14 protein-coding genes are annotated in these 20,509 nt (G+C 70.7%); 4 read left to right on the top strand and 10 right to left on the bottom strand.

Annotated elements, in window-relative coordinates; genetic code table 11:
• Position 1 precedes the first annotated feature (1 nt).
• Positions 2 to 742 carry an SCO6745 family protein gene (locus NRB56_RS17405; RefSeq protein WP_153343451.1) on the top strand — a complete coding sequence of 247 codons (741 nt, stop codon included), beginning with the start codon at positions 2 to 4 and terminating at the stop codon, positions 740 to 742.
• A gap of 1,577 nt (positions 743 to 2,319) precedes the next feature.
• Here NRB56_RS17405 and NRB56_RS40155 read toward each other — a convergent pair.
• From NRB56_RS40155 to NRB56_RS17390, 3 genes are read right to left on the bottom strand one after another with little or no spacing between them, the layout of a single operon-like run.
• Positions 2,320 to 7,206, bottom strand: coding sequence for a toxin glutamine deamidase domain-containing protein (locus tag NRB56_RS40155; RefSeq protein ID WP_153343449.1), 4,887 nt, complete (start codon positions 7,204 to 7,206; stop codon positions 2,320 to 2,322).
• 28 nt (positions 7,207 to 7,234) lie between these two features.
• Positions 7,235 to 7,762: a YbaB/EbfC family nucleoid-associated protein gene (locus tag NRB56_RS17395; protein WP_319943115.1), complete on the bottom strand. Its 528-nt coding sequence runs from the start codon at positions 7,760 to 7,762 to the stop codon at positions 7,235 to 7,237.
• Positions 7,759 to 8,076: a WXG100 family type VII secretion target gene (locus NRB56_RS17390; protein ID WP_153343447.1), complete on the bottom strand. Its 318-nt coding sequence runs from the start codon at positions 8,074 to 8,076 to the stop codon at positions 7,759 to 7,761. The genes NRB56_RS17395 and NRB56_RS17390 overlap by 4 nt, the downstream gene beginning before the upstream one ends.
• 264 nt (positions 8,077 to 8,340) lie before the next feature.
• Between NRB56_RS17390 and NRB56_RS17385 the strand changes: the two genes are divergently transcribed.
• On the top strand, positions 8,341 to 9,516 hold the full coding sequence (locus NRB56_RS17385; RefSeq protein ID WP_153343445.1) for a hypothetical protein: 1,176 nt from the start codon (positions 8,341 to 8,343) through the stop codon (positions 9,514 to 9,516).
• A 64-nt stretch (positions 9,517 to 9,580) separates the two neighbouring features.
• On the opposite strand, the gene NRB56_RS17380 is transcribed toward NRB56_RS17385, so the two are convergent.
• From NRB56_RS17380 to NRB56_RS17370, 3 genes are all read right to left on the bottom strand, one after another.
• Positions 9,581 to 10,084, bottom strand: a complete 504-nt coding sequence (locus tag NRB56_RS17380; protein ID WP_153343443.1) for an ureidoglycolate lyase — start codon at positions 10,082 to 10,084, stop codon at positions 9,581 to 9,583.
• Positions 10,085 to 10,202: 118 nt separating this feature from the next.
• Entirely contained in the window at positions 10,203 to 11,456 is a 1,254-nt protein-coding gene (locus NRB56_RS17375) for an MFS transporter (RefSeq protein WP_153343797.1), read from the bottom strand.
• Between the two features lie 333 nt (positions 11,457 to 11,789).
• Positions 11,790 to 13,358, bottom strand: a complete 1,569-nt coding sequence (locus NRB56_RS17370) for a serine/threonine-protein kinase (RefSeq protein WP_153343440.1) — start codon at positions 13,356 to 13,358, stop codon at positions 11,790 to 11,792.
• A gap of 799 nt (positions 13,359 to 14,157) precedes the next feature.
• Between NRB56_RS17370 and NRB56_RS17365 the strand changes: the two genes are divergently transcribed.
• Positions 14,158 to 14,394 (top strand): hypothetical protein, encoded by a 237-nt coding sequence (locus NRB56_RS17365; protein WP_153343438.1) that lies wholly within the window; start codon positions 14,158 to 14,160, stop codon positions 14,392 to 14,394.
• 628 nt (positions 14,395 to 15,022) lie between these two features.
• Here NRB56_RS17365 and NRB56_RS17360 read toward each other — a convergent pair.
• From NRB56_RS17360 to NRB56_RS17345, 4 genes are read right to left on the bottom strand one after another with little or no spacing between them, the layout of a single operon-like run.
• Complete coding sequence (locus NRB56_RS17360; protein WP_319943114.1) at positions 15,023 to 15,934, bottom strand: TAXI family TRAP transporter solute-binding subunit; 912 nt, start codon at positions 15,932 to 15,934, stop codon at positions 15,023 to 15,025.
• On the bottom strand, positions 15,931 to 16,221 hold the full coding sequence (locus NRB56_RS17355) for a hypothetical protein (protein WP_153343436.1): 291 nt from the start codon (positions 16,219 to 16,221) through the stop codon (positions 15,931 to 15,933). Before NRB56_RS17355 ends, NRB56_RS17360 begins: the two co-directional genes overlap by 4 nt.
• Positions 16,218 to 17,615 (bottom strand): sensor histidine kinase, encoded by a 1,398-nt coding sequence (locus NRB56_RS17350; RefSeq protein ID WP_153343434.1) that lies wholly within the window; start codon positions 17,613 to 17,615, stop codon positions 16,218 to 16,220. The genes NRB56_RS17355 and NRB56_RS17350 overlap by 4 nt, the downstream gene beginning before the upstream one ends.
• 4 nt (positions 17,616 to 17,619) lie before the next feature.
• Complete coding sequence (locus NRB56_RS17345) at positions 17,620 to 18,279, bottom strand: response regulator transcription factor (protein WP_319943113.1); 660 nt, start codon at positions 18,277 to 18,279, stop codon at positions 17,620 to 17,622.
• Between the two features lie 329 nt (positions 18,280 to 18,608).
• Between NRB56_RS17345 and NRB56_RS17340 the strand changes: the two genes are divergently transcribed.
• Positions 18,609 to 20,474: an APC family permease gene (locus tag NRB56_RS17340; protein ID WP_227837933.1), complete on the top strand. Its 1,866-nt coding sequence runs from the start codon at positions 18,609 to 18,611 to the stop codon at positions 20,472 to 20,474.
• Positions 20,475 to 20,509 lie beyond the last annotated feature (35 nt).

Here is a 20,509-nt window from a genome sequence, read left to right as displayed (position 1 = left end):
GGTGTCGGTGGCGGCCGCGGTGAAGGATCCGATTCAGCGGATCGGTGGGGCGTTCATGTTCTCGCGGGAGGCGCGGGTGTACGGCGAGTCGACCGGGGTGCCGGGTTTCATCGGCCCGTACGCGCGGGGTCGCGGTGGTGTGCTCGGTGACGTGGACGCGGATGTGGTGGTCGCGGCGTTCGGGTTTCTGGCGCCGGAAACGGTTCGGGCGGCGTGGGATTCGGTGAGTGTGCCGGCGGCGGAGGCTGCGGGGGCGTATTTGGGGGCGTGTCAGGATTTCGGTCGTCGGAAGCTGGCCGGTTTCGCGGAGGCGGAACCGCTGGCGGAGTTGTTGCAGGCGGTGGCCGCGGCGGCGGAGGTGCCGGGGGTTCCGTTGTTCGCGGGCTGGCGGGCGTTGCCGGCGGCCGCGGATGCGCCCGCGCGGGTGTTGCAGTACGCGCACGTGTTGCGGGAGTTGCGGGGTGGGTTGCATCTGATGGCGGTGCTGAGTGCGGGTCTGACTCCGTTGCAGGCGGTTCTGATCTCGGGGTCGCCGTTGAGTCCGGGTCCGGCGCAGGCGCGGGCGTTCGGGTGGCCGGAGCCGTTCGAGGAGGTCTCCGACGAGGTCCGGGCCCGGTGGGAGGCTGCGGAGGCGGTGACCGACGCGTTGATCGCGCCGGCGTTCGAGGTGCTCGGTGCGGACGGTGGTGCGGAGTTGGCGCGGTTGCTGGGGGCGGCGGAGCGGCAGGTGTTCGGGCGCTGAGGCGTGTTGCGGCCCGGGTGGGCCGGGACGGCAAGCGCGGCATCGGTTTCGGTGACAGACCGGGCGCGGGTGCTGGCGGATCCGGCGCCTGGTCAGTCCTGATCCGGTGGGCCGGGGAAGGGCTTCCGAGCGGCGTGAGTTGACATAATATCAATTATCGGTAGTTGGGATGGCGGTGGGGAAGGGGCGAAACTCGGGGCTTCGATCAGTTCTCGTCCTCGGTGGGCCATTCCGGTTCGAGCACTACGCGGCCCGCGGCTTTGGCCGCAGCGTATTCTTCGGCGACGGCCGCGACCGCGTGACCCGGCCAGAACGACAGGCCGGCCGTGTCGCGGTCGATCACACACAGCCCGCTCGACAACTCGACTGCGTGCACCGCGCTTTCGGTGTCGGATGCCATCGTCTCCGGCACGGCGACCACGATGAAGCAGGTATCGAATTCGAGCACCCGGTTCCGGTGTCCGTGGTGGTCGGCCGGCAGGTACTGATCGGCAATCCGTTGTGCCTCGGTGAGATTCACCGGTGTCACGGCGATGGTGGGATAACTGGGAACGGTCTCGATGCCGGAGGTCTCGTCCTGCCGGCGTGTTCGGATCGCCTCGACTGCCTCGCGGAACGACTGCTCGGTCACCCGCCGGGCTTTCGAGGCGATCACGTGCTGCGCGTCCTGCTCGGTGGTGGCGACGAGCCGGCCGGTTTCGTGGTCGACGCGGTATGCCATGCCGGCCCTTCCCTCGTCGCTCCAGGTGACGCGGACCGGTTCCCCGTCGGCGAGGTAGTGCGCGCGCCGTCGATGTGCCTGGTCCCACAGCCGGGATGTGGTGCGCCAGATCTCTTCGGTCAGACCGGTTTTCGCTGCTGTGTCGTAGAGCGCGAAGATCTCCGGATGGTCGAGCCGCGCGGTGGGGTTACCGCTGAGGTACCGCATCCGGTGTTCCTCGACCGATCGCGCGAACTCGTCCGCGTCCAGCGGCCAGGTCTCGTCGTCGTCGGCGCCGTTGGCGAACTCGAACGCCCACCGTGTGTCCGGCTCGAACTCACCGGTGGTGATGTTGAGCCCGTAACCGGATGCGCGCCTGGTCGATATCGGGTCGACCGGCCCCTGGCCCGGTGGAAACGCCATCACGAGTTGACCGTGGTGCTCGGCGAACCGCAACGCACCGGCGGGAGGCGGTGTCGCCGGGGTACTTTCGCCCGGCCCGGGCGGCTGCGGGCGGGAACGCCGTGGCGCACCGAGGCGGAATGTGCCCGCTCGAACGTCACTTCGGACATCGCGCCAGTTCGGCCAGCGCGCGATCTCGTCTGCGCGACGGTAGGTTGTCTCCCAGTTGCCCACCGCCAGAAGGTTTTCCGTCTCGGCGAGCACTGCGTCGCGGCCGGCTTTCGCTTCGGCCGACGTGTGCCAGTCCGTCCCGTCGATGACGAACGCGGCTTCGAGGGATCCGTCGACGACCAGCCACACGAACGTCATCGCGTTGCGGTAGTCGAATTCCTCGGGTGAAGGCTGCGCTGTTACCACGCGGGTATTCTCCCATCTCCCCTGTCGGGAGCTGAACGGCCCGGATTTCCGGCCGGCGTCACGGCTGCCGTCGAGCCTGGTGAGACCGGGTCTCCTGCTGGTCGAGTGCGGCGGCTTCGGCTTGCATCCGCCGAATCGCCTGCCGTTGTTCCTCGTCTGTCGGGACGTACGGCTTGAACAGTGTGTTGTGCTCGAGGTCGGCGGCGATCGACGCACGCCGGGTGGTGAGTTGCAGCTCGTAGGTGTAGGGGACGCCGTCGACGTGGATGCCGATCACCAGTGGGACAACGCGGTATCGGGGGTTGCCCTTCGGGGTGGCGTACATGTTGTCGATTTCGAGGATGCGGCCGTGATCGCCTGTGCCGTAATGATTTTCGACGACGTCGAGTAGGCGGGCCAGCGCGTCGGTGTCGGCGACCGTGATCCGCGCGCCCACCGCATCGATCACATCACCGGCCCGGTAGTCCGGGCGCGGCGCCCGCACCCGGCTGCCCGCCACCATGCGACCGACCTTGTCGAGGATGCCTTCCGCGGATTTCGTTCTCGACGACACGGTCGTGTCGCCGCCGAGACGCATCGCCAGTTCTCGTACTTCCGCCTCCACCGCCGGGTGGACGTCCGCTGCGAGGCGGCGCGCGTAGTCGTCGAGCGCGCCGCGAGCGGGCCCGTCCGGCGGATGACCGGACAGTCGTGCCGGGTCGATGTTCTTGGCGTTCTCGACCCACGCATTCAGCCGTTTCGTCCCGTCGGAACCGACATTGGCGGTGTGATCGATCGGCTCGAACAGTGGTCCCGCACCGGGATGAGTGTCGCGCCACCGGTTCAGTGCCTCGTCGGCATTGCGATCGTTGCCGAGCAGGGAACTGCGGGCGAGTTCGGCCAGGGTCTGCACCGTGGCCGCGCGGGTTTGCGGATGTACCAGTGCCGCGGCGGCATTCGTGGAATGGGTGGCCGAGTCGAGAACGAACCCGGCGATCGCGTCGGCCAGGGCCGGATGGTCGGGCAAGGCGACTCGAACCGCGTCGACGGCCTCGGCGCGGCCGCGCATCGCTCGGACTTCGTCGTGCCAGACGGTGCCGTAGTCCGCTCGTGCGGCGGCCTCCAGGCCGGCTTGGACGAGACGTTCGGTCGCGGTGAGCGGGCGGTCTTCGCGCAGCGCACGTGAGTCGATGTCGCGGCGCAGTTCGTAGAGCGGATGCTCGTTGGAGGCGGGACGTTCGAACGATTTCAGGCCGAGTTTGAGTTCGGCGATGTGCCCGTTGGACATTCGTACGTTGAGCAGGACGCTGCGGTTGCCGCTCGGTGTCGAGTCGGCGATGCGGTCCTTGATGCGGACGATCTCGAGCCGGGGATCGGCGCGCAGCGCGTCCAGCGCCGCGTACAGCGGCTCGATGCCCGTGAATCTGATCTTGGCGCCGACCACGTCGAGGAGCTTGCTCGCGTCGCCGTGTGCCTCGAAGGTTTTCGCGAGGCACCGTTCCCGCTGTTTGACCTCGGTACGCCACGACGCTTCGCCGCCGGTGTCGTGCGCGATCCGGGAGGTGATCTCGTTGAGTGCCTGTTGCGTCGGCACTGCCTCGGCGCGCAACTTGTCGATGAACGCGGTGACGTATTCCTGATCGCCGGTGCGGGTGGGATCGAAACCCGGCTGCGTCGACGGTCCGTTGCGCCGGGCTTGTTCGGTGACCTGTGTGCTGATCTCCCGGAAGGTGGCGTGGACGAGCGGTTCATTGGGTTGTGCCCCGGCGTAGTCGGCGAGGATCCGGGCGACCGCCGGATGCTCGGGTCCGGCCTGGCCGGTGCGGACGGCGTCGAGCGCTCCTGAGGCGTGGAGTCCGGCACCGATATCGGTCATGACCGTGTGCAGCATGTCCGTCGCCGGTGCGTGACCGAGCACGCTGCGCAGTGTCTTCGGGTTCTCCTCGAGAGCTCGGTCGAGGTCGGGCCACTGGTCTCGCAGCGCGTCGATGACCGCGTGGCGCTGCCCGGTCGCGGGGTCTCCGACCGGCGCGGGCTCGATGTCGGCGCCGGGTGTGGGTTCCTGGTGTGGTTGCGGTTCGGTGCCGGGAGGCGACGGTCGTGCAGCGGGGTCTCGGCTGGACCAGCGGGCATGCTCGCCGGTGAACGGGTTGCCGTTGCGGTCGAGCACGATCGAGAACACGTCGGTGGCGCGGCCGTGGACCGGTGTCTCGGAGACGCGATTGATCTGCATGTCGACCCAGACGATCTCGCCGTGAACGTTGACAGCGGCGAAGGCGTGTGCGCCACCGTCGGTGGAACCGCCGAGCGCGAATATCTTCTCCGGCCAGTGCACAACGACCGCAGCTGCCGAACCAGGGCCTGCGGCACGCAGTTTGGCGGCGGTCTGCTCATATCCGGACAGCCCCGCACCCTCGTGTGTGAAGTTCGCGCCGGTGAACAGTTCTATGTTGCGGGCAGCGTCGCGTTCCGGTAGCCGCCAGCTGGGCATGGGTGATCCCCAGTCGGCCGCGCGCGGCTGGGCGCAGGTGGGGCGGCCGAACCAGGACGACAGGAACGATCGCGTGACGTCGGCGCAATTGTTGCTGCGACCGGGCCGCCAACGTCCGCCGTCGTTGCCGTGGGCGACCCAGCCGGTTCGCGGATCGGCGTAGCGCACCGGACGACCGGAGCCGTCCTTGGGGAAGTTGTCCTCCATGATCTTCTGCCATCGCGGATTGTCCCGGCGCAGGTTCCGCGGGCCCTCGTAGGGACGGATCGATTCGATGTCGCCCGCGACGCCGTGCTGTCGCGGGGGGACGGTGGGATGCGGGCCGGTCGTACCCGCGGTCGGTGGACCGCTGCCGGGTCCCGCGGGTTCGCGGCCGAGTCTCACGTCTCGAGCGGGGATCGAACCGGCATCGGCAACGCTGCGGGGTGCGTCGGTGACTGTCGGCCGGGTTCCGGCGACAGCGGCGGGTTGGATCGGTGATGGTGTACCGGATGCCGGGCGCAGTCCGGGTGCTTCGATACCGGGGCTGCGCAACGGGGTTACCGCGTGTACCGGCCCGGAGTTCTGCCCGGCCGGTTCGCTGCCGGGTGTCCGATCACCGAGGTCGGCGTCCTTCGGTGTGCCGAATTCAGCGGGTTCGCCGGAGCGGCGAGCATTCCGGTCACCGTGGTCGTTCTGTTCGTCGGCGAGTGCCGGGTCCTGTCGGGGTGTGCCGGGTTGATCCGCCTTCGTCTGCTCCGGCTGCCCGTCGTGCGATGGTCCGGTCTTGTGCTCGCCGGGAGACTCGTGTCGCACCGGTTCGGTGGTGATCGGTTCCACCGCGACCACGCCGGCTGCGGGGTCCGGCCCGCGCACGGGAACGCCGGGCCGTGGCTCGACCGGTCCGCGACCGGAGTCCGCCGTGATATTCGGCCGATGGTCGGGCAGTGCACCGCCGGTTCCGGGACGGCTTTCCATCGCGGCCCCGGCTCGCGGCGTGACGGCGGCCGGAGTCACCGGTTCGGCTGCGCGTGCCGCTGCCACCGGAGCACTGCGTCCCTCGGCGGGTGCCGCGCGGGGTGCTCCACCGGCTTGTGCCGCAGGTTCGGCAGCGGCGGTGCTCGCTGCGGTGGCGGGTGGTGGCGCCGAGCCGTCACCGGGTTTGGCGATCTGCTGCCATTCGCCGCTCAGCGCCTGTAACTGTTCCACGTGCCGGTCGCTGAAGTCGGTCCTGCCGGCCTCGGCCCGGATCGCCTCGGCTTGCTTGCTGATCTCCTCACCGCGCTGTTTCACCTGATCGGGCAGGTCCCTCGCTGCGGTCTTGTCCGGGTGCACCTGCTGCTGCAGATCCAGATACGCCTGCCGCCCCGCCGCCCGGGTGGCGTCGGTGACCGTCGGCGCCGGTACCGAGGTGTGCGGCGATCCGGACGGTATCCCGGCCCGTCCGGCCTCGGCCGCGGAGGCCTGCCAACCTCCCCGCGCGCCGCCGAGCCCGCCCATCGTCAGCCCGCCGATCAAGAGCTGCGGACTGAACGAGTAGTCGATGCCTTTCGACGGGTCACGCCACTGGTCGTAGACCTGGGTGCCGAGCCCGCCGAGGTACATGCCGCCGGCGCCGGCGAGCCCGCCGCCGAGACCGGACAGCACCCCGCCCAGGCGGGGTCCGGCGCCCATCCCTCGCAGACCGGCCCCGAGTTTCCTCGACGCCGGCCCGCCGATCAGGCCACCGGCACCCCACTGCAATCCGGTCTCGACGATTCTGGTCAGGCTGAATCCGTCGTCGAGGTGTCCCTCCGCGGCCTGCACCGCTTGGACGCCCGCCTCGATACCCGCCCCCAGTGCGAGCCCGTGCAGACCGCTTCGCAGGCCCTGCGCGGCGAGATCTTTCAGGGTGACCTTCGCCGCCTGGCTTGCCAAGGGAGCCATGGCTTCTCGCGCCAACGGCAGCGCGATCTCGCGGCTGAGCACTTCGGCCGCTTCTCGTCCCGCCGCGCGGGCTCCGATCGCGGCGAGGCGCTCCATCACTTGTTTCGCGAAGACTCGCAGGCTCGCTCGCGCGGCCAGCAGCACACCCGGTACGAGCGCGGTGCCGTAGAGGGTCGACGCCAAGCTGATCACCTGCCACAGGGTCAGCACCGCGAAGATCTCGGATTGGATCTTGGCGTACTCGATCTCGGTACCGGCCGCGCGGGTGTCGTGACCGATCCCGTCGAGCGTGTCGACCAGCCGCTGAATCGAATAGTCACCGCCGTCGAACAGCATCGCGAACTCCGCCGCGATCGCGTCGGCGCCGTCGCCCTCGTAGTAGTGGGGCACCTTCGCGGTCGCGCCCCGGAGCTCCGGCTGCAGCTTGTCCAGGTCCGCGGCCGCCTGTTTCCATGCGTCACCGAGCGCGAACAGCGCGTCCTGGTCCCCCTTCGGATACACCGCTCCGAAGTTCAGGCCCTGCATCAACCAGCCCGGCATCCAGTCGCCGACGGCGGTTGTCCACCCCACGTGCGAATCCCCTACCCCAGCAGCCCGATCACCACTGGTCCTCGGCCACCAGCGACTGCGGGCCGCGATCGTGGTCGACTTCCTCGACGTCGGTGAACACCATCGCGTCCGCGTCGGGCGCCGCGCGTTCGCGGGAGCCCGGAGCGGCGGTGGACACCACCGGCGGCTGCGGGATCATCGCGATGAAATCCGGTGTGCCCGGGAACAACTCGTCGAAGCCCGGTATCTGTTCCTGACGCCGGGTCACACCGGCCATGATCGCCGCGGCCGCTACCCGGACCCGCTCGGCGGCCTGCTGCGCCGCGGCGGTCACAGCAGCGGCGATCTCCGTGAAGGACAGCTCGCCGATGTCGTCCGCGAACGTGGTCTCGATCACCACCCCGTCGGCGTTCACCGTCACCGTCACCCGGCGGCCGCCCGCGTGGGCGGATGCGGTCAGGCGGGCTCGATCCTGTTGCGCCTGTGCGAGTTCGGTGAATCCGCCGCGGACGAGGTCGACCAGATCGGCCAGCTGGGATTTCGCTGCGTCGTTGTCCACCGGGACCGGGCCCGTCACTGCCCGAACCCGGTGGCGGTGCCGCTCTCGGTGCTCTCGAACAGTGTCGCGGTGTCGCTCACGCCTTTCGAGTACTGCTCGAGCAGGGTCACCTTCGCCGCGATGGCCTCGCGCGCGGTCGCGCCGCGGGTGAGGTAACCGTTGTCGCCGTCGGCGAAATGGCTGCCGTACTCGTCGTTTCCCCAGCATCCGGCGTGGGCTGCGACCGCGCCGGCCAGTGTGGACAACACCGCGCCGATATCGGTTGCCGACGAACCGAGTTCACCGGCGACCTGCCGCATATCTGCCACATCGAACCGAACCTTGCCGGACATACCGCCCCCTCGTAGGCACCGCCCTCCCCAGGCCGTGCGTCGAACCAGTCTTGCGTGATTCGCTGTGTGCGTCAACCGATCCGGATCCGGCCCGGACGGGCGGCTCCGGTAAGCCGTCCCGGTATAGGCTGGGCTTTCCTGGACTCCCGGAGGACGAATGACCGTGCCCGCCAACGCCTGCCGTTTCCGCGGGCGGTTCGTGCCGGAAGTGCCGGACCGGCCGGAACACCACCGGCTCGTCGAGCGGCCCGCCGGGTGAGCACGATGTCCTCACCGCCGGAGTCCGGATCGCCGGACGTCGCTCTGCGGCTCGACGCGGGCGCCGACGGCGCTCGTCGAGCCGACGCGGTCACCCGTGGGCCGGCCGCCGATGGATTCGAAGCCGCGTTCACCCGTGCGCTGGCCGAGGGGGGCCCGCTGGGCTGGGATCGGGTGGAGGCGGTGATCGCGATGACTGTCTCCACCGGCACGGGTATCGTCACCTATCTCGATCCGGACAGCCGGCCGTGTGTCGCGGAACCGTCCGCTGCCCTGATGTCGTCGGCGCGCGCACACCGACTCGAGTGCGGGCGCAACGGTTCCGCACCGTGGTGGCGGCTGATCGTCCGGTCGGACCGGCGTGGGGCGACCGTGATCGAGCCGGACCACGGTGACGAGCCGTTTCCCGACCACCACCTGTTCGCGGCGGAGACGTATCTGGAGGATCTCCGCGTATTCCCCCGTGATCGGTTGCCGGTCTGGCTGGCCGCCTACCTGACCCACGGCGGGCGCCAGCACCGATCGCCCGGTGAAGCCGCGGCGGCGGCCCGTGCCCGCGAATCGGCCGGACCGGCCGCTGATCCGGTGCCCGGTCTGCCGCCGTTGCCGCGGGTGTGGGCACGGTGGGCGATCATCTCGGCGACGTTCGCCGCCATCGGATCTCCGGCGGGGCCTCGTATGATGCCTGCGCTCGCGCATTTCGAAGGTTCCGGGCACAGTGGGTCGACCCTGCACCTGTTACCCGGTGACCGCGCGGTGCTGTCCGGCGGTGTCTGGAACTCCCCCGAACTGGACGCGGTCTACAACGACGGCGCCGTGATGCCCGACTTCTATGCCGGCGCACCACGGTGGGTCGCCAACCCCGTCCTCAACCCGCGGGCGGCGCTCGGAACGCTGTCGTTCTGCTATTGGTGGCACGACGGCCGGTGGTTCGCGGGACGCTCACCGGCGCCCGCCGAGGTGTACCCGGCGATGCCGGGGATATGGTCGGCGGAGACGACCACGCAGGTCCTGACCGGACTACTCGGTGGAGACCGCGGTCGAGCCGCTCTGCTCGTCGACGCCGTCGAGTCGGGCACGGTGACCGAGGATCTTCTCGGTCGCGGGTACGGGCCGCATTGCGAAATCGACGCCGCGGCTTATCAGTTGACGGTCGCCGGAGTCGATCGACGCGGGGCGTGACCCGCGTCGGCCGCGTTTCCCCGACGGCGGATGTCGTTGCCGGGTTCGCTTGTGGCGCGGAACATCACAGCGCATCGTCGGTGAGGGTGACGACCACTCGCAGGCCGAGTTCGCGGTCGAGACGGTAGGTGTCGTGGTCGGTGATGTTGGTGTCGGTCAGTTCGAGGTTGGCGAAAGCCATTGCGGGGGTGGTGAAGAACGGGCCGGCGTGCCAGGTGCCTTTCGTCAGTGTGACGGCGACGCCGCCGGGAATCCGGAAGGCGCGGATGTCGGTGACGGCCGGGGGCTCGCATTCGGGTGGTGCGACGGCGAGGAACCATTCGCGGGCGTCGGCGCTCATCAGTGTCTGGGTGCTGCGGCGGTGGCGGGTGATGCCGGTGAACGACGGTGGCCGGTCCTCGAGTCGCATGATGTAGAACCGCGGGGTGCCGGCGGTGAGGTCGAGCGCGGAGTCGGCGGGGCCGGAGGTCACGCCGTCCGGGGTGGCCGTGACCACGACGCCGAAGGGTGCGAAGTTCTCGGAAGTGATGTTCGCGCAACCGATCTCGGTGACCTGCGGGGTGTCCAACGGGCGTCCTCCGGGGTCGGGAATGTGCTGCCGTCGCGCTCAGCCAAACATGCCCGGGCAGGTGGTGGCAACCGCGACGGTGGGCGGGATGCCGGGTCGTGATGCGGGGACCGGGGGTCTAATGGACGGCCTCCAGTTCGCCGGTGCGGGGTACCTCGGTGCCGCGCAGGGAGGCGCCGGCGGTTTCGCGGAGGAATGTCCAGGCGACCAGGCCGATCAGGCAGGCGCCGACCATGTAGAAGGCCGGGAACAGGGTCCAGTGGGTGCGGTCGATGACCCATTCGTTGAGCAGGGGTGCGGTGCCGCCGAACGCGGCGGTGGCCACGTTGTAGGACAGGGCGAAACCGGCTTGGCGGACGTGGGTGGGGAAGATCGCCGGGAAGGTGGCGGAGATGGTGGACAGCTGCGGGACGTACAGCAGGCCCAGGACCACGAAACCGGCGATCGCCCAGCCGGTGGCCTTGCCCATCAGCCAGTACATGGGGATCGCGAGGATCGCGAGACCGACCAGCGACACCAGCCACATCGGGCGGCGGCCGAAATAGTCGGACAGGCCGCCGGAGAACGGGAGCACCAGCGCCATGATCAGCTGCCCGATCAGGACCATGGCCGTGGTGCGGGAGTCGCTGATGCCGATGGTGCCGTGCAGGTAGGTGGGCATGTACGCCAGCAGCGTGTAGTTGACGACGTTGAGGGCGATGACCAGGCCCGCGAGGGTGAGCAGTTCGCGGCGGTAGTCGGTGAGCAGGGTGATCAGGCCGCCGTGGGGGTGGTCGTGTTCGGCGATCTCGGTGAACACCGGGGATTCGTCGAGGCGGGAGCGCAGATACCAGCCGACCAGGCCCAGTGGGACCGCGAGCAGGAACGGGATCCGCCAGCCCCAGCTGTCCATCTGGGCGTCGGTGAGGATCAGCTGCATCAGCAGGACGACCGCAGAGCCGCCGATGAAGCCCCACAGGGTGCCGAATTCGAGGAAGCTGCCGAGGAAGCCGCGGCGGCGGTCGTCGACGCACTCGGCGAGATAGGTTGCGGCGCCGCCGTATTCGCCGCCGGTGGAGAAGCCCTGGATGACGCGCAGGGTGATCAGCAGGATCGGGGCGCCGACGCCGATGGCGGAGTGGCTGGGGATCAGGCCGATGAGACCGGTGGCGGCGGCCATCAGCAGGATCGTGACGGCCAGGACCGCTTTGCGGCCGACGCGGTCACCGAGCGGGCCCCACACCATGCCGCCGAGCGGGCGTAGCAGGAACGAGATCGCGAAGCCGAGCAGGGTGCCGAGGGTGCCCAGGTGGCCCGGGAAGAACGCGTCGGTCAGGTAGGTGGCGGTGGCCGCGTAGACACCGTAGTCGTACCATTCGGTCGCGTTGCCCATGGCCGCGGCCGCAACCGATCGTCGTTGCTGCCCTTGCGGGTCGGTGCTGCTCACAGACGCTCCTCTGCCCAGTATTCCGAAGATGGCCGGCGAGGAAGATAATTACCATTTCGCGGGGTTGATAAACAATTCCGGGCGGTGGGAAATGTTTTTCACGGGAGTCACTGCCTGCGGTTACGTGCGGGAGGGCGGTGTTCCGGTGTTCTGATTCCGGGGGGGTTTTCCGCCAGGAATCGAGGCGTGGTCATGAATTCGCAATATGTGTACTGGATCGTCGTCCCGGAAAGTCACGGAATCGCAATGAATATCTTTCGGGGCGCGGGGGTAGCGCCTTCAGTGGCGGTGCAGGGTTCCGGTGATGTCGCCGAACATGCCGCTCATCGTGTAGGTGGCGGAACCGTCGGCGTTCACACGGACCGTGGAGGACTGGCCGTCGTCGTCGCAGCCCGAGCCGGCGGTGAGGCGGGCGTGCAGGGTGACGTCGGAGGCGCCGACGGCGGCGAGGGTCTCGGCGCGGACGCAGGTCTGTTTGGCGACCGTGCCGGTGTTGCTGGAGGTGCCGAGTTCGTCACCGACCCGGCCCGCCTTCAGGTCGAGTTGAATGGTGAAGGTGGCCAGGCCGTCGGAGACGTTGCCGGTCCAGGCGCCGACGTAGGCGGCGGGCAGGGTCGCCGAGCCGGGGGCCACCGCTGCCGAGGTGGCGCGGCCGCTGGTCGTGCGGGTAGGCGGGCCGGCCGTGCTGGTGGCCGCGGGCGGGGAGTCGTGGCGGGCGAGCACGACCGTCACGGCGGTCGCGGTGGCGGCGACGGCGACCAGGCCCGCGGCCAGCGCGATCGGCAGGGCGAGGTTGCGGCGGGCCGGTGCGGGCCGGTCGTGGCGGACCGTCGGCGCGAACCGCGCCGGATCGTAGGTACCCGACGAGTATTGCGGGGGGACAAGAGGATTCGGTACCGGGTGCCCGGTGCCGGTGCGGTGGTGGGTGGCGGTGACCGGTGCGTCCAGCGGCAGTGCGGTCGCTTCCAGGTCGAGCAGGGTGATCGCGCGGCGGCTGATGTCCTCGAGCACCGGGCCCGGCAGCCGGCCGGTCGTGCCGGAACCGGTCAGCGCCGTGAAGCGTTCGGCGAGGTCGGCGGCGGTGGGCCGGCGGGCGGGGTCCTTGTCCAGGCAGGCGGCGGCGATCGGGCGCAGGGCGTCGGGGACCGCGTCCAGGCGCGGCTGTTCCTGCACGACCCGCCACAGCATGCTGATCGAATCGCCGTCGCCGAACGGGCCGGTGCCGCTCGCGGCGTAGGCGAGCAGGCCGCCGAGGGCGAAGATGTCGCCGGGCGGGCCGAGCGGCGGTTCGCCGGTGATCTGCTCGGGGCACATGTAGCCGGGGGAACCGATCACCTTGCCGGTGGTGGTGAGGGCGCTGTCCTCGGCGGCGCGGGCGATGCCGAAGTCGATCACCTTCGGCCCGTCGATCGTCAGCAGGACGTTCGACGGTTTCAGGTCGCGGTGGATCAGGCCGGTGGCGTGGATGTCGACCAGGGCGCGGGCCAGGCCCGCGGCCAGCGGCAGCAGCGACGGCTCCGGCAGCGGGCCGTAGTTCTCCACCGCCTCCCGCAGCGACAGGCCCGCGACGAAACCGGTGGCCAGCCACGGCCGGGCGGTGTCGACGTCGGCGTCGAGGACGGGCACGGTGTATCGGCCCTGGACGCGGCGGGCGGCGGTGACCTCACGACGGAAGCGGGTGCGGAACTCGGGATCGTCGGACAGGTCCGGGCGTACCACCTTCACCGCGACGGTGCGTCCACCTGCGGTGCGGCCGAGGTACACCCGGCCCATGCCGCCGACACCGAGGACACCGAGTAACCGGTAGGGGCCGATGCCGGGCGGGTCGTCGGGTTCCAGCGGCCGCATAGGTGTTCGTCCTTCCGGTGTCACGCATCGGCGTCGCCGCCTGTGCCAGTGATCCCACACGAGTCGGACCGGGATGCGCAACCCGGTGAAAACCGCTGCCACTCCCCTCGTTTCGGATACCCAAAGCTCGTGGTCCCGGCATCGGGGACATCGCGGCGCTCCGCCGCGCCGCAACATAGTCGCCTCGGGCGGTGACCGAGGTGACGCGTGTCATAACCGGCGGTGCGTGAAATCGTCGCCGGGATTCGGGGATTCGGACGGCGGCCGGCCGGGTTGCCGCCACGTCGGCGCGGATTCCGGGGGATGCCGGCCGCCGACCGCCGCGACGGGCTGTTGGACCGTGGGGTGTCGGGCTGTTGGACCGTGGGGTGTTCGGTGAGGTCGAGCCGAGCGGAAGCTTTGGTGCTGCGGCACAGCGGTGGCCGGCCTCCGGACAAGGCCGGGCGCACGGTAGGCCGGTGACGCGCTGGCCGAGTACTCCCCTGGGGCGTACTCCCCGGGCCGAGACCCAGGCGCTGACCGCCCCCCGCAAGCGGACGCCGCGCCCCGCGCACTGCGGAGGCGCTGGTCCATGCCGACAATCCGCGGTGGCACCGGAAGGCGGTGCTGGACGTGCTGTGCCCAGGTGTCCACGGCCACAAGGGTTTCGGGTGTCCGGGACTTCGGCATCTTCGCTCCCCGCCCGGCAGGCCGGGGCCTCGGGCGGTTGTGCCGGCGAGTCCGGGTGGCGTTGTAACAGGGTGGGGTGCACCGCGATTCGAGGGATGTCAGGGGTAGCGGGCGGAAGGGCGGGTTGCCGATGTCGCAGGGACGGTCCGGGGCGGGCCGGGCGCGGGTGCCGTGGTGGCGGATCGGGGCCGGGGCGGCTGCGGCACTGGCGCTCGTAGCGGTGGTTTTGCTGGTGACGTTGCGGAGTCCGCTCGCCGTGGCTCCGTCGCCGGATGATCGGCCGATCGTGCCGTTGCCCGCGGTCACGTCGCTGCTACCGCCGTCACCGGTGGCCGGAATACCCACCGGCCGGCCGCAACCGTGGTGACGAGGGCGGCGTGGTGAACAAACCGGCTCGCGTCTCCCCCCGGGTTGTTGCTCGCCGCTGTCCCCGGAATGCTGGGCCAGGCCGGGCCAGGCCGGGCCGGGGCTTGCCAGGCCGGGGCTTGCCAGGGCTTGCCAGACCAGCGCGGACCGGCCGGGCGGGCCAGGCGGGCCAGGCGGGGCGAGCACGACCATCGCGGCGAGCACGACCATCGCGGCGGTCGCGGTGGTGGCGACGGCGACCAGGCCCGCGGCCAGCGCGATCGGCAGGGCGAGGTTGCGGTGCCGGGCCCGGGCTCGGCGGTTCCGGTCCGGGTAGTTGGCCCCCGGCCCCTTGAGGACGACCGTCGGCGCTTCCCTCCTGCAGCAGGTCGGTGCCGGCGCGGGCGGCGGCCAGGTCGATCGCGGCGGTCTCCAGCAGCACGTGCTGCGGCCCGATGTGCAGCGCGCGGGCCTGAGGGCGGTCGAGTGCGTTCCGTCGATGCCGGAACACCGAGCCTCCAGGCTGGGGTACCCCGGCACGCTTGGGCCGGGGTGGGTGACGGTGGTCGGCGTGGTGGACGAACCGGCCTGCGTCTTCCCCTGCCCGCGTCTTCCCTGCCCGGAGTGCCCCGGCGCGCTGGTCGCGGCGGTTATCCGTGGTGGCGGCGGTAGACCTGGGCGGCGCCGGGGTGCAGGGGTAGGTTGCTGGTGGCGATGAGGCTGCGGATGTCGAGGAACTGGGTGCCGGTGGCTTCGGCGGGGACGAGGCGGCCGGCGTGGGTGAGCAGCAGTTCGGTGAGAGCGGCGGCGGTGGCGGTGGGGAGGTCGGTGGTGGTGACCAGGAGGTTGGCGACGCCGATGGTGTGGATCGCGGGGGCGCCGGGGTAGGTGTCGGCGGCGATGACGACCAGGTCGTAGAAGTAGCCGTAGCGGTCGTGCAGGGCGCCGGCGAAGTCGCCGAGGTCCAGCAGGCGCAGAGTGCGGGGGACGTCGAGGACGGTGGTGGGGACGCCGCCGGCCCACAGCAGGGCGTCGGCGGCGCCGGTGGCGATGGCGGCGACGGCGTCCTGCAGCGGGAGGTGGCTGACGGTCAGGTCGGTGCCCGGTTCCAAGCCGGCGATGCGCAGGATCCGTTCGCCGGTGAAGGTGGCGCCGGAACCGGCGGCGCCGAGGCTGATGCGGGTGCCGCGCAGGTCGGCGACGGTGCGGATGCCGGAGTCGGCGCCGACGGCCAGTTGCAGGTAGTTCTCGTAGACACGGCCGACGGCGAGCATCCGGTTCGGGCGGTCGGCGACGGTGTCGGTGAGGGTGAGGGCGGCGTCGACGTCGCCGCGGGTCAGCAGGTCCAGGTTGGCGACCGAGCCGGTGGTGGTGATCGGCTGGATGCGCAGGGCGCCGGAGTCGGCGGCCGCGGCAGCCAGCAGCAGGGCGAACGCGTGGTAGAAGCCGCCGACCTCGCCGGCGGCGAGCCGGATCACCGGTGGGCCGTCGCCGGCGCAGCCGGTGGCGATGGTGGCCGCGGCGGTGGCAGCCAGCCCGAGGAAGGCGCGGCGGCCGATCACGTGAGTCCTCCCGCACGGTGGAGGACGTCGTGGCCGGTCATCCGGGAGTCCGGGCCGCCGAAGTGGACGTCGTGGCCGATTATCGGGGCGTCCGGGCCGAGGAAAATGGCGTCGCGGCGGAATATCGGGGCGTCCGGGCCGCCGAAGAGGATGTCGCGGTCGATCATCGGAGCGTGCGGGCCGACGAAGAGGGCGTCGCGGGGGAACGTCGGGCCGCCGCAGCGGGCGTCGGGGCGGATCGTCCTCGCGTCGGGGCCGGGGTACCGGAAGGTGCGGTAGGTGTTCATGCGGGGTGTCCGGCGGGTAGTTCGATGATCACCGACAGGCCGTGGGGGTGGACCGGGGCGACGGTGAGGTGGCCGCGGCGGGCGTTGACCAGGGCGGCGGCGATCGGCAGGCCCAGTCCGGAGCCGCCGGTGGTGGCGGTGGAGCCGCGGTAGAAGCGGGTGGTGAGCCGGTCCAGTTCGGTGGCGGGCACGCCGGCGCCGGTGTCGGTGACGGTGAGGGTGACGTGGTCGCCGGTGGCGCGGACCCGCAGTGTGGTGGTGGCGGCGGGACCGGCGTAGCGGCAGGCGTTGCTGAGGGCGACGTCGAGGATCTGGGCGAGGATGTCGGCGGGGACGGCGGTGTCGACGTGCCGGTCGGGGGTGTCGGCGGTGAGGGTGAGACCGGCGTGTTCGAAGGCGGTGTGCCAGGCGTCGACGCGGTCTTCGGCGACCTGGACGGCGTCGCAGCCGGCGGGGTCGAAGCCGGTGGCGTTCTCGGCGACGGCGAGGGTGAGCAGGCCGTCGAGCAGTCCGGTGAGGCGTTCGGCCTCGGCGGTGGCGCCGCGGAAGGTGGCCGCGGCGCCGGCGGGGATGACCGGTTCCAGCGAGTCGAGCCGGATGATCAACGCGGCCAGCGGGTTCCGCATCGCGTGTGCGGTGTCGGCGACGAGCTGGTGCTGGGCGGCGGTGGCGTCGGCGACGGCCAGGGCCATGGCGTCGAAGGATTCGGCGACGGCCCGGATCTCCGCGGGGCCGCCGTGGCGGCGGGTCATCGTCGCCTCCCGGGCGGTGCTGCGCGGGGTGGGCAGGGTCGCGGTGACGGCGGCGACGGCGGTGGACAGTTCGGCCAGCGGGCGCAGCACCCAGCGGGCCAGCCCGAGGGCGAGGGCGGTGAACAGGACCATCGCCGCGAGCGCGCCGGCGGCGACGATGCCCCAGGTGCGGACGATGTCGGCGCGGGCGTCGGTGGTGGAGGCCTCGATGACCACCGCGCCGTCGACCTGGACGCCGCTGCCCATCGGGCGGGCGATGACGACGGTGGCGGGGCTCCACGGCATCAGTTGCGGGACGTCGGCGGGGTATTGGTTGCGGCGGGCGGCGGCCAGCGCGGTCTGCACGCCGAGGCCGGCGGGGTCGACGCCGATACCGGCGACGGTGGCGCCGCGGGCGTCGACGACGAGCACGTTCTCCCCGTACAGCTGGTGGTAGCGGTCGATCTCCATGGCCAGGGCGCGGGTGTCGCCGGTGGTGGTGGCGGCGCCGGCGAGGGTGGCGAACCAGTCGGCGTCGCCGGAGCGGCCGAGGACCAGTTGCTGGGTGCGGCTGGTCGCGGCGATCGAGCACAACGGCACCGCGAAGGCCAGTACCGCGATGGTGGCGAAGACGGTCAGGGCCGCCAGCAGGCGTCGCCGCATCCGGTCACTGTCCCCAGCGGTAGCCGTAGCCGCGGATGGTGGTGATCAGGCCGGGGCGGTCGAGTTTGTGGCGCAGGCCGGTCATGTGGACGTCGAGGCTGCGGGACACGGCGACGAACGCGTCGCCCCAGATGCGGTCCATCAGTCGCTGACGGCTGACCGCGGCGCCGGGCCGTTCGACCAGGGCGGCGACGATGTCGAATTCCTTGGCGGTCAACGCGATCGGGACGCCGGCGACCTCGACGCGGCGGGCGGCGAGGTCGACGCGGACGTCGCCGGTGGCGACGATCCGCGGGGGTGGCTGGGTCGCGGCGGCGGCGCGGCGGGTCACGGTGTCCAAGCGGGCGAGCAGTTCGGCGATGCGCGGGGGTTTGACCAGGTAGTCGTCGGCGCCGCCGCGCAGGCCGCGGACGATGGACCGTTCGTCGCTGCGGGCGGTGAGCACCAGGACGGGGATGTCGCTGACCTCACGCAGCCGGCGCAGCACCTGCTGGCCGTCGGCGTCGGGCAGGCCGAGGTCGAGGATCACCGCGTCGTAGCCGCGATGGGAGGTGAGCAGGTCCGCGCCGCGGCGCATCCGGTCGGCGTGGTGTCCGCGCGCGGAGAGGGCCTCCACCAGAGCATCGCCCACACCGTCGTCGTCCTCCACCACTGCCAACCGCACCGGGTGATTGTCCAGCAATGACGTGTTCGCCCGATCCGGGGGGTGCCGGGGTGTCAAGAAACCGTCAGGAATCTTTGGGGCGGGACGGGCCGCGCGGGGGTGAAACGTCAGGATCAGGCGGTTTTGTGTCGATATGCCGTGAAACCGGTGTCGGTGCGGGGGCGCTACATTGACCGCGGGCCACCGACTCGCCGGTGGCGCCGGATCTTCGGCCCCGAAGGGGGATTGAGCACGTGACCACGACCGCCGAACGGCGTCAGCGCTCCGGTTTCACGGAGTGGTTGCTGGAGGGCGCCGACGACGATCGCTACTCGCCGCATCCGGGCCCGATGGTGAAGACCGGGCATTCGCCGCATCAGCGGTCGTGGTGGCAGGTGATGTGCCTGACCGGTGTCGACTATTTCTCCACCCTCGGCTATCAGCCGGGGATCGCGGCGCTGGCCGCGGGGGTGCTGTCGCCGCTGGCGACGCTGGTGCTGGTGGCGTTGACGCTGCTGGGCGCGTTGCCGGTGTATCGGCGGGTGGCCGGGGAGAGTCCGCACGGCGGCGGGTCGCTGGCGATGTTCGCCGACATCCTCGGCCGGTGGACCGGGAAGTTGTTCATTCTGGTGCTGCTCGGTTTCGCGGCCACCGATTTCGTGATCACGATGACACTGTCGGCCGCGGACGGCGCCGCGCACATCGTGGAGAACCCGTTCGTGCCGGCGGCGTTGCACGGCCACACCGTATTGATCACCCTGGTGTTGCTGGCGTTGCTGGCGGCGATCTTCCTGAAGGGGTTCGCGGAGGCGATCGGGGTCGCGGTGGTGCTGGTCGGCGCGTATCTGGCGTTGAACACCGTGGTCGCGGTGGTCGGGGTGTGGCAGGTGTGCACCGCCTCGCATCTGGTGGTCGACTGGGGGCATGCGATGACCACGCAGCACGGCAGCGTGTTCGCGATGATCGGGGTGTCGCTGCTGGTGTTCCCGAAACTGGCGCTGGGCCTGTCCGGATTCGAGACCGGGGTGGCGGTGATGCCGCAGATCCGCAGCGCCCCCGGCGAATCCGAGGCCGACCCGGTCACCCGGATCGCCGGCACCCGCAGGCTGTTGACCACCGCCGCGGTCATCATGAGCGTGTTCCTGCTGATCACCAGCTTCATCACCGTGGTGCTCATCCCGGAGCAGGAATTCGACACCGGCGGGCAGGCCAACGGGCGGGCGCTGGCGTATCTGGCGCACCGGTATCTCGGGGACGGGTTCGGCACCGTGTACGACGTGTCGACGATCGCGATCCTGTGGTTCGCGGGCGCGTCGGCGATGGCGGGACTGCTGAATCTGGTGCCGCGGTATCTGCCCCGGTACGGGATGGCGCCGGAATGGGCGCGCACCACCCGGCCGCTGGTGCTGGTGTTCGCGGTGATCGCGTTCGGGATCACCTGGTATTTCCGGGCCGACGTGGACGCGCAGGGCGGCGCCTACGCGACCGGGGTGCTGGTGCTGATCACCTCCGCGGCGGTCGCGGTGACGTTGTCGGCGGCGCGGAAACGGCAGCGGCTGCGGGTGGCCGGGTTCGGGCTGGTGTCGGCGGTGTTCGTGTACACGACGATCCTGAACATCTTCGAACGGCCCGAGGGTGTGCAGCTGGCGTCGCTGTTCATCCTCGCGATCATCGCGGTGTCGCTGGTGTCGCGGGTGCGGCGCGCGTTCGAGCTGCGGGCGATCGAGGTGACTTTCGACGACAAGGCCGCGTACGCGATCGACAAGATCGCCGCGCACGGCGCGATCCGCATCGTCACCCACGATCTGGAGGAACAGCGCCGGCCGGAGCAGTACCGGGAGAAGGAGGCCGCGCAGCGGCTGGAGTCCCACATTCCCGCCAAGGAACCGATCCTGTTCCTCGAGGTGGTGGTGAAGGACGCGTCGGAGTTCTCCACCGATCTGCACGTGACCGCGGTCGAACTGGACTGCTACAAGATCCTGTCGGTGGAGGCGGCGGCGATCCCGAACTCGATCGCGGCGATCCTGCTGGCCATCCGCGACCGCACCGGCCTCATCCCGCACGTGTATTTCGAATGGACCGAAGGCAATCCGCTGGCGAACCTGCTGAAATTCCTGTTCGTCGGCGAGGGCGAGGTCGCGCCGGTGACCCGGGAGATCCTGCGCCGCGCGGTCCCCGACATCACCGAACGGCCCCACGTGCACGTCGACAGCTGAACGTACTCGGCCCGGCCGCGCGCTCCGCCCGGCCG

Source organism: Nocardia aurantia (assembly GCF_009604425.1).
GTDB lineage: Bacteria > Actinomycetota > Actinomycetes > Mycobacteriales > Mycobacteriaceae > Nocardia > Nocardia aurantia.
This window is presented reverse-complemented; position numbering and strand designations above follow the sequence as displayed.

What these genes read in the sequence shown, in the direction of transcription:
- NRB56_RS17390 (WP_153343447.1), bottom strand. Translation starts at nt 8,076, where the DNA reads ATGTCCGGCAAGGTTCGGTTCGATGTGGCAGATATGCGGCAGGTCGCC.
- NRB56_RS17385 (WP_153343445.1), top strand. Translation starts at nt 8,341, where the DNA reads ATGTCCTCACCGCCGGAGTCCGGATCGCCGGACGTCGCTCTGCGGCTC.
- NRB56_RS17375 (WP_153343797.1), bottom strand. Translation starts at nt 11,456, where the DNA reads ATGGGCAACGCGACCGAATGGTACGACTACGGTGTCTACGCGGCCACC.
- NRB56_RS17370 (WP_153343440.1), bottom strand. Translation starts at nt 13,358, where the DNA reads ATGCGGCCGCTGGAACCCGACGACCCGCCCGGCATCGGCCCCTACCGG.
- NRB56_RS17365 (WP_153343438.1), top strand. Translation starts at nt 14,158, where the DNA reads ATGTCGCAGGGACGGTCCGGGGCGGGCCGGGCGCGGGTGCCGTGGTGG.
- NRB56_RS17355 (WP_153343436.1), bottom strand. Translation starts at nt 16,221, where the DNA reads ATGAACACCTACCGCACCTTCCGGTACCCCGGCCCCGACGCGAGGACG.
- NRB56_RS17350 (WP_153343434.1), bottom strand. Translation starts at nt 17,615, where the DNA reads ATGCGGCGACGCCTGCTGGCGGCCCTGACCGTCTTCGCCACCATCGCG.
- NRB56_RS17340 (WP_227837933.1), top strand. Translation starts at nt 18,609, where the DNA reads ATGGTGAAGACCGGGCATTCGCCGCATCAGCGGTCGTGGTGGCAGGTG.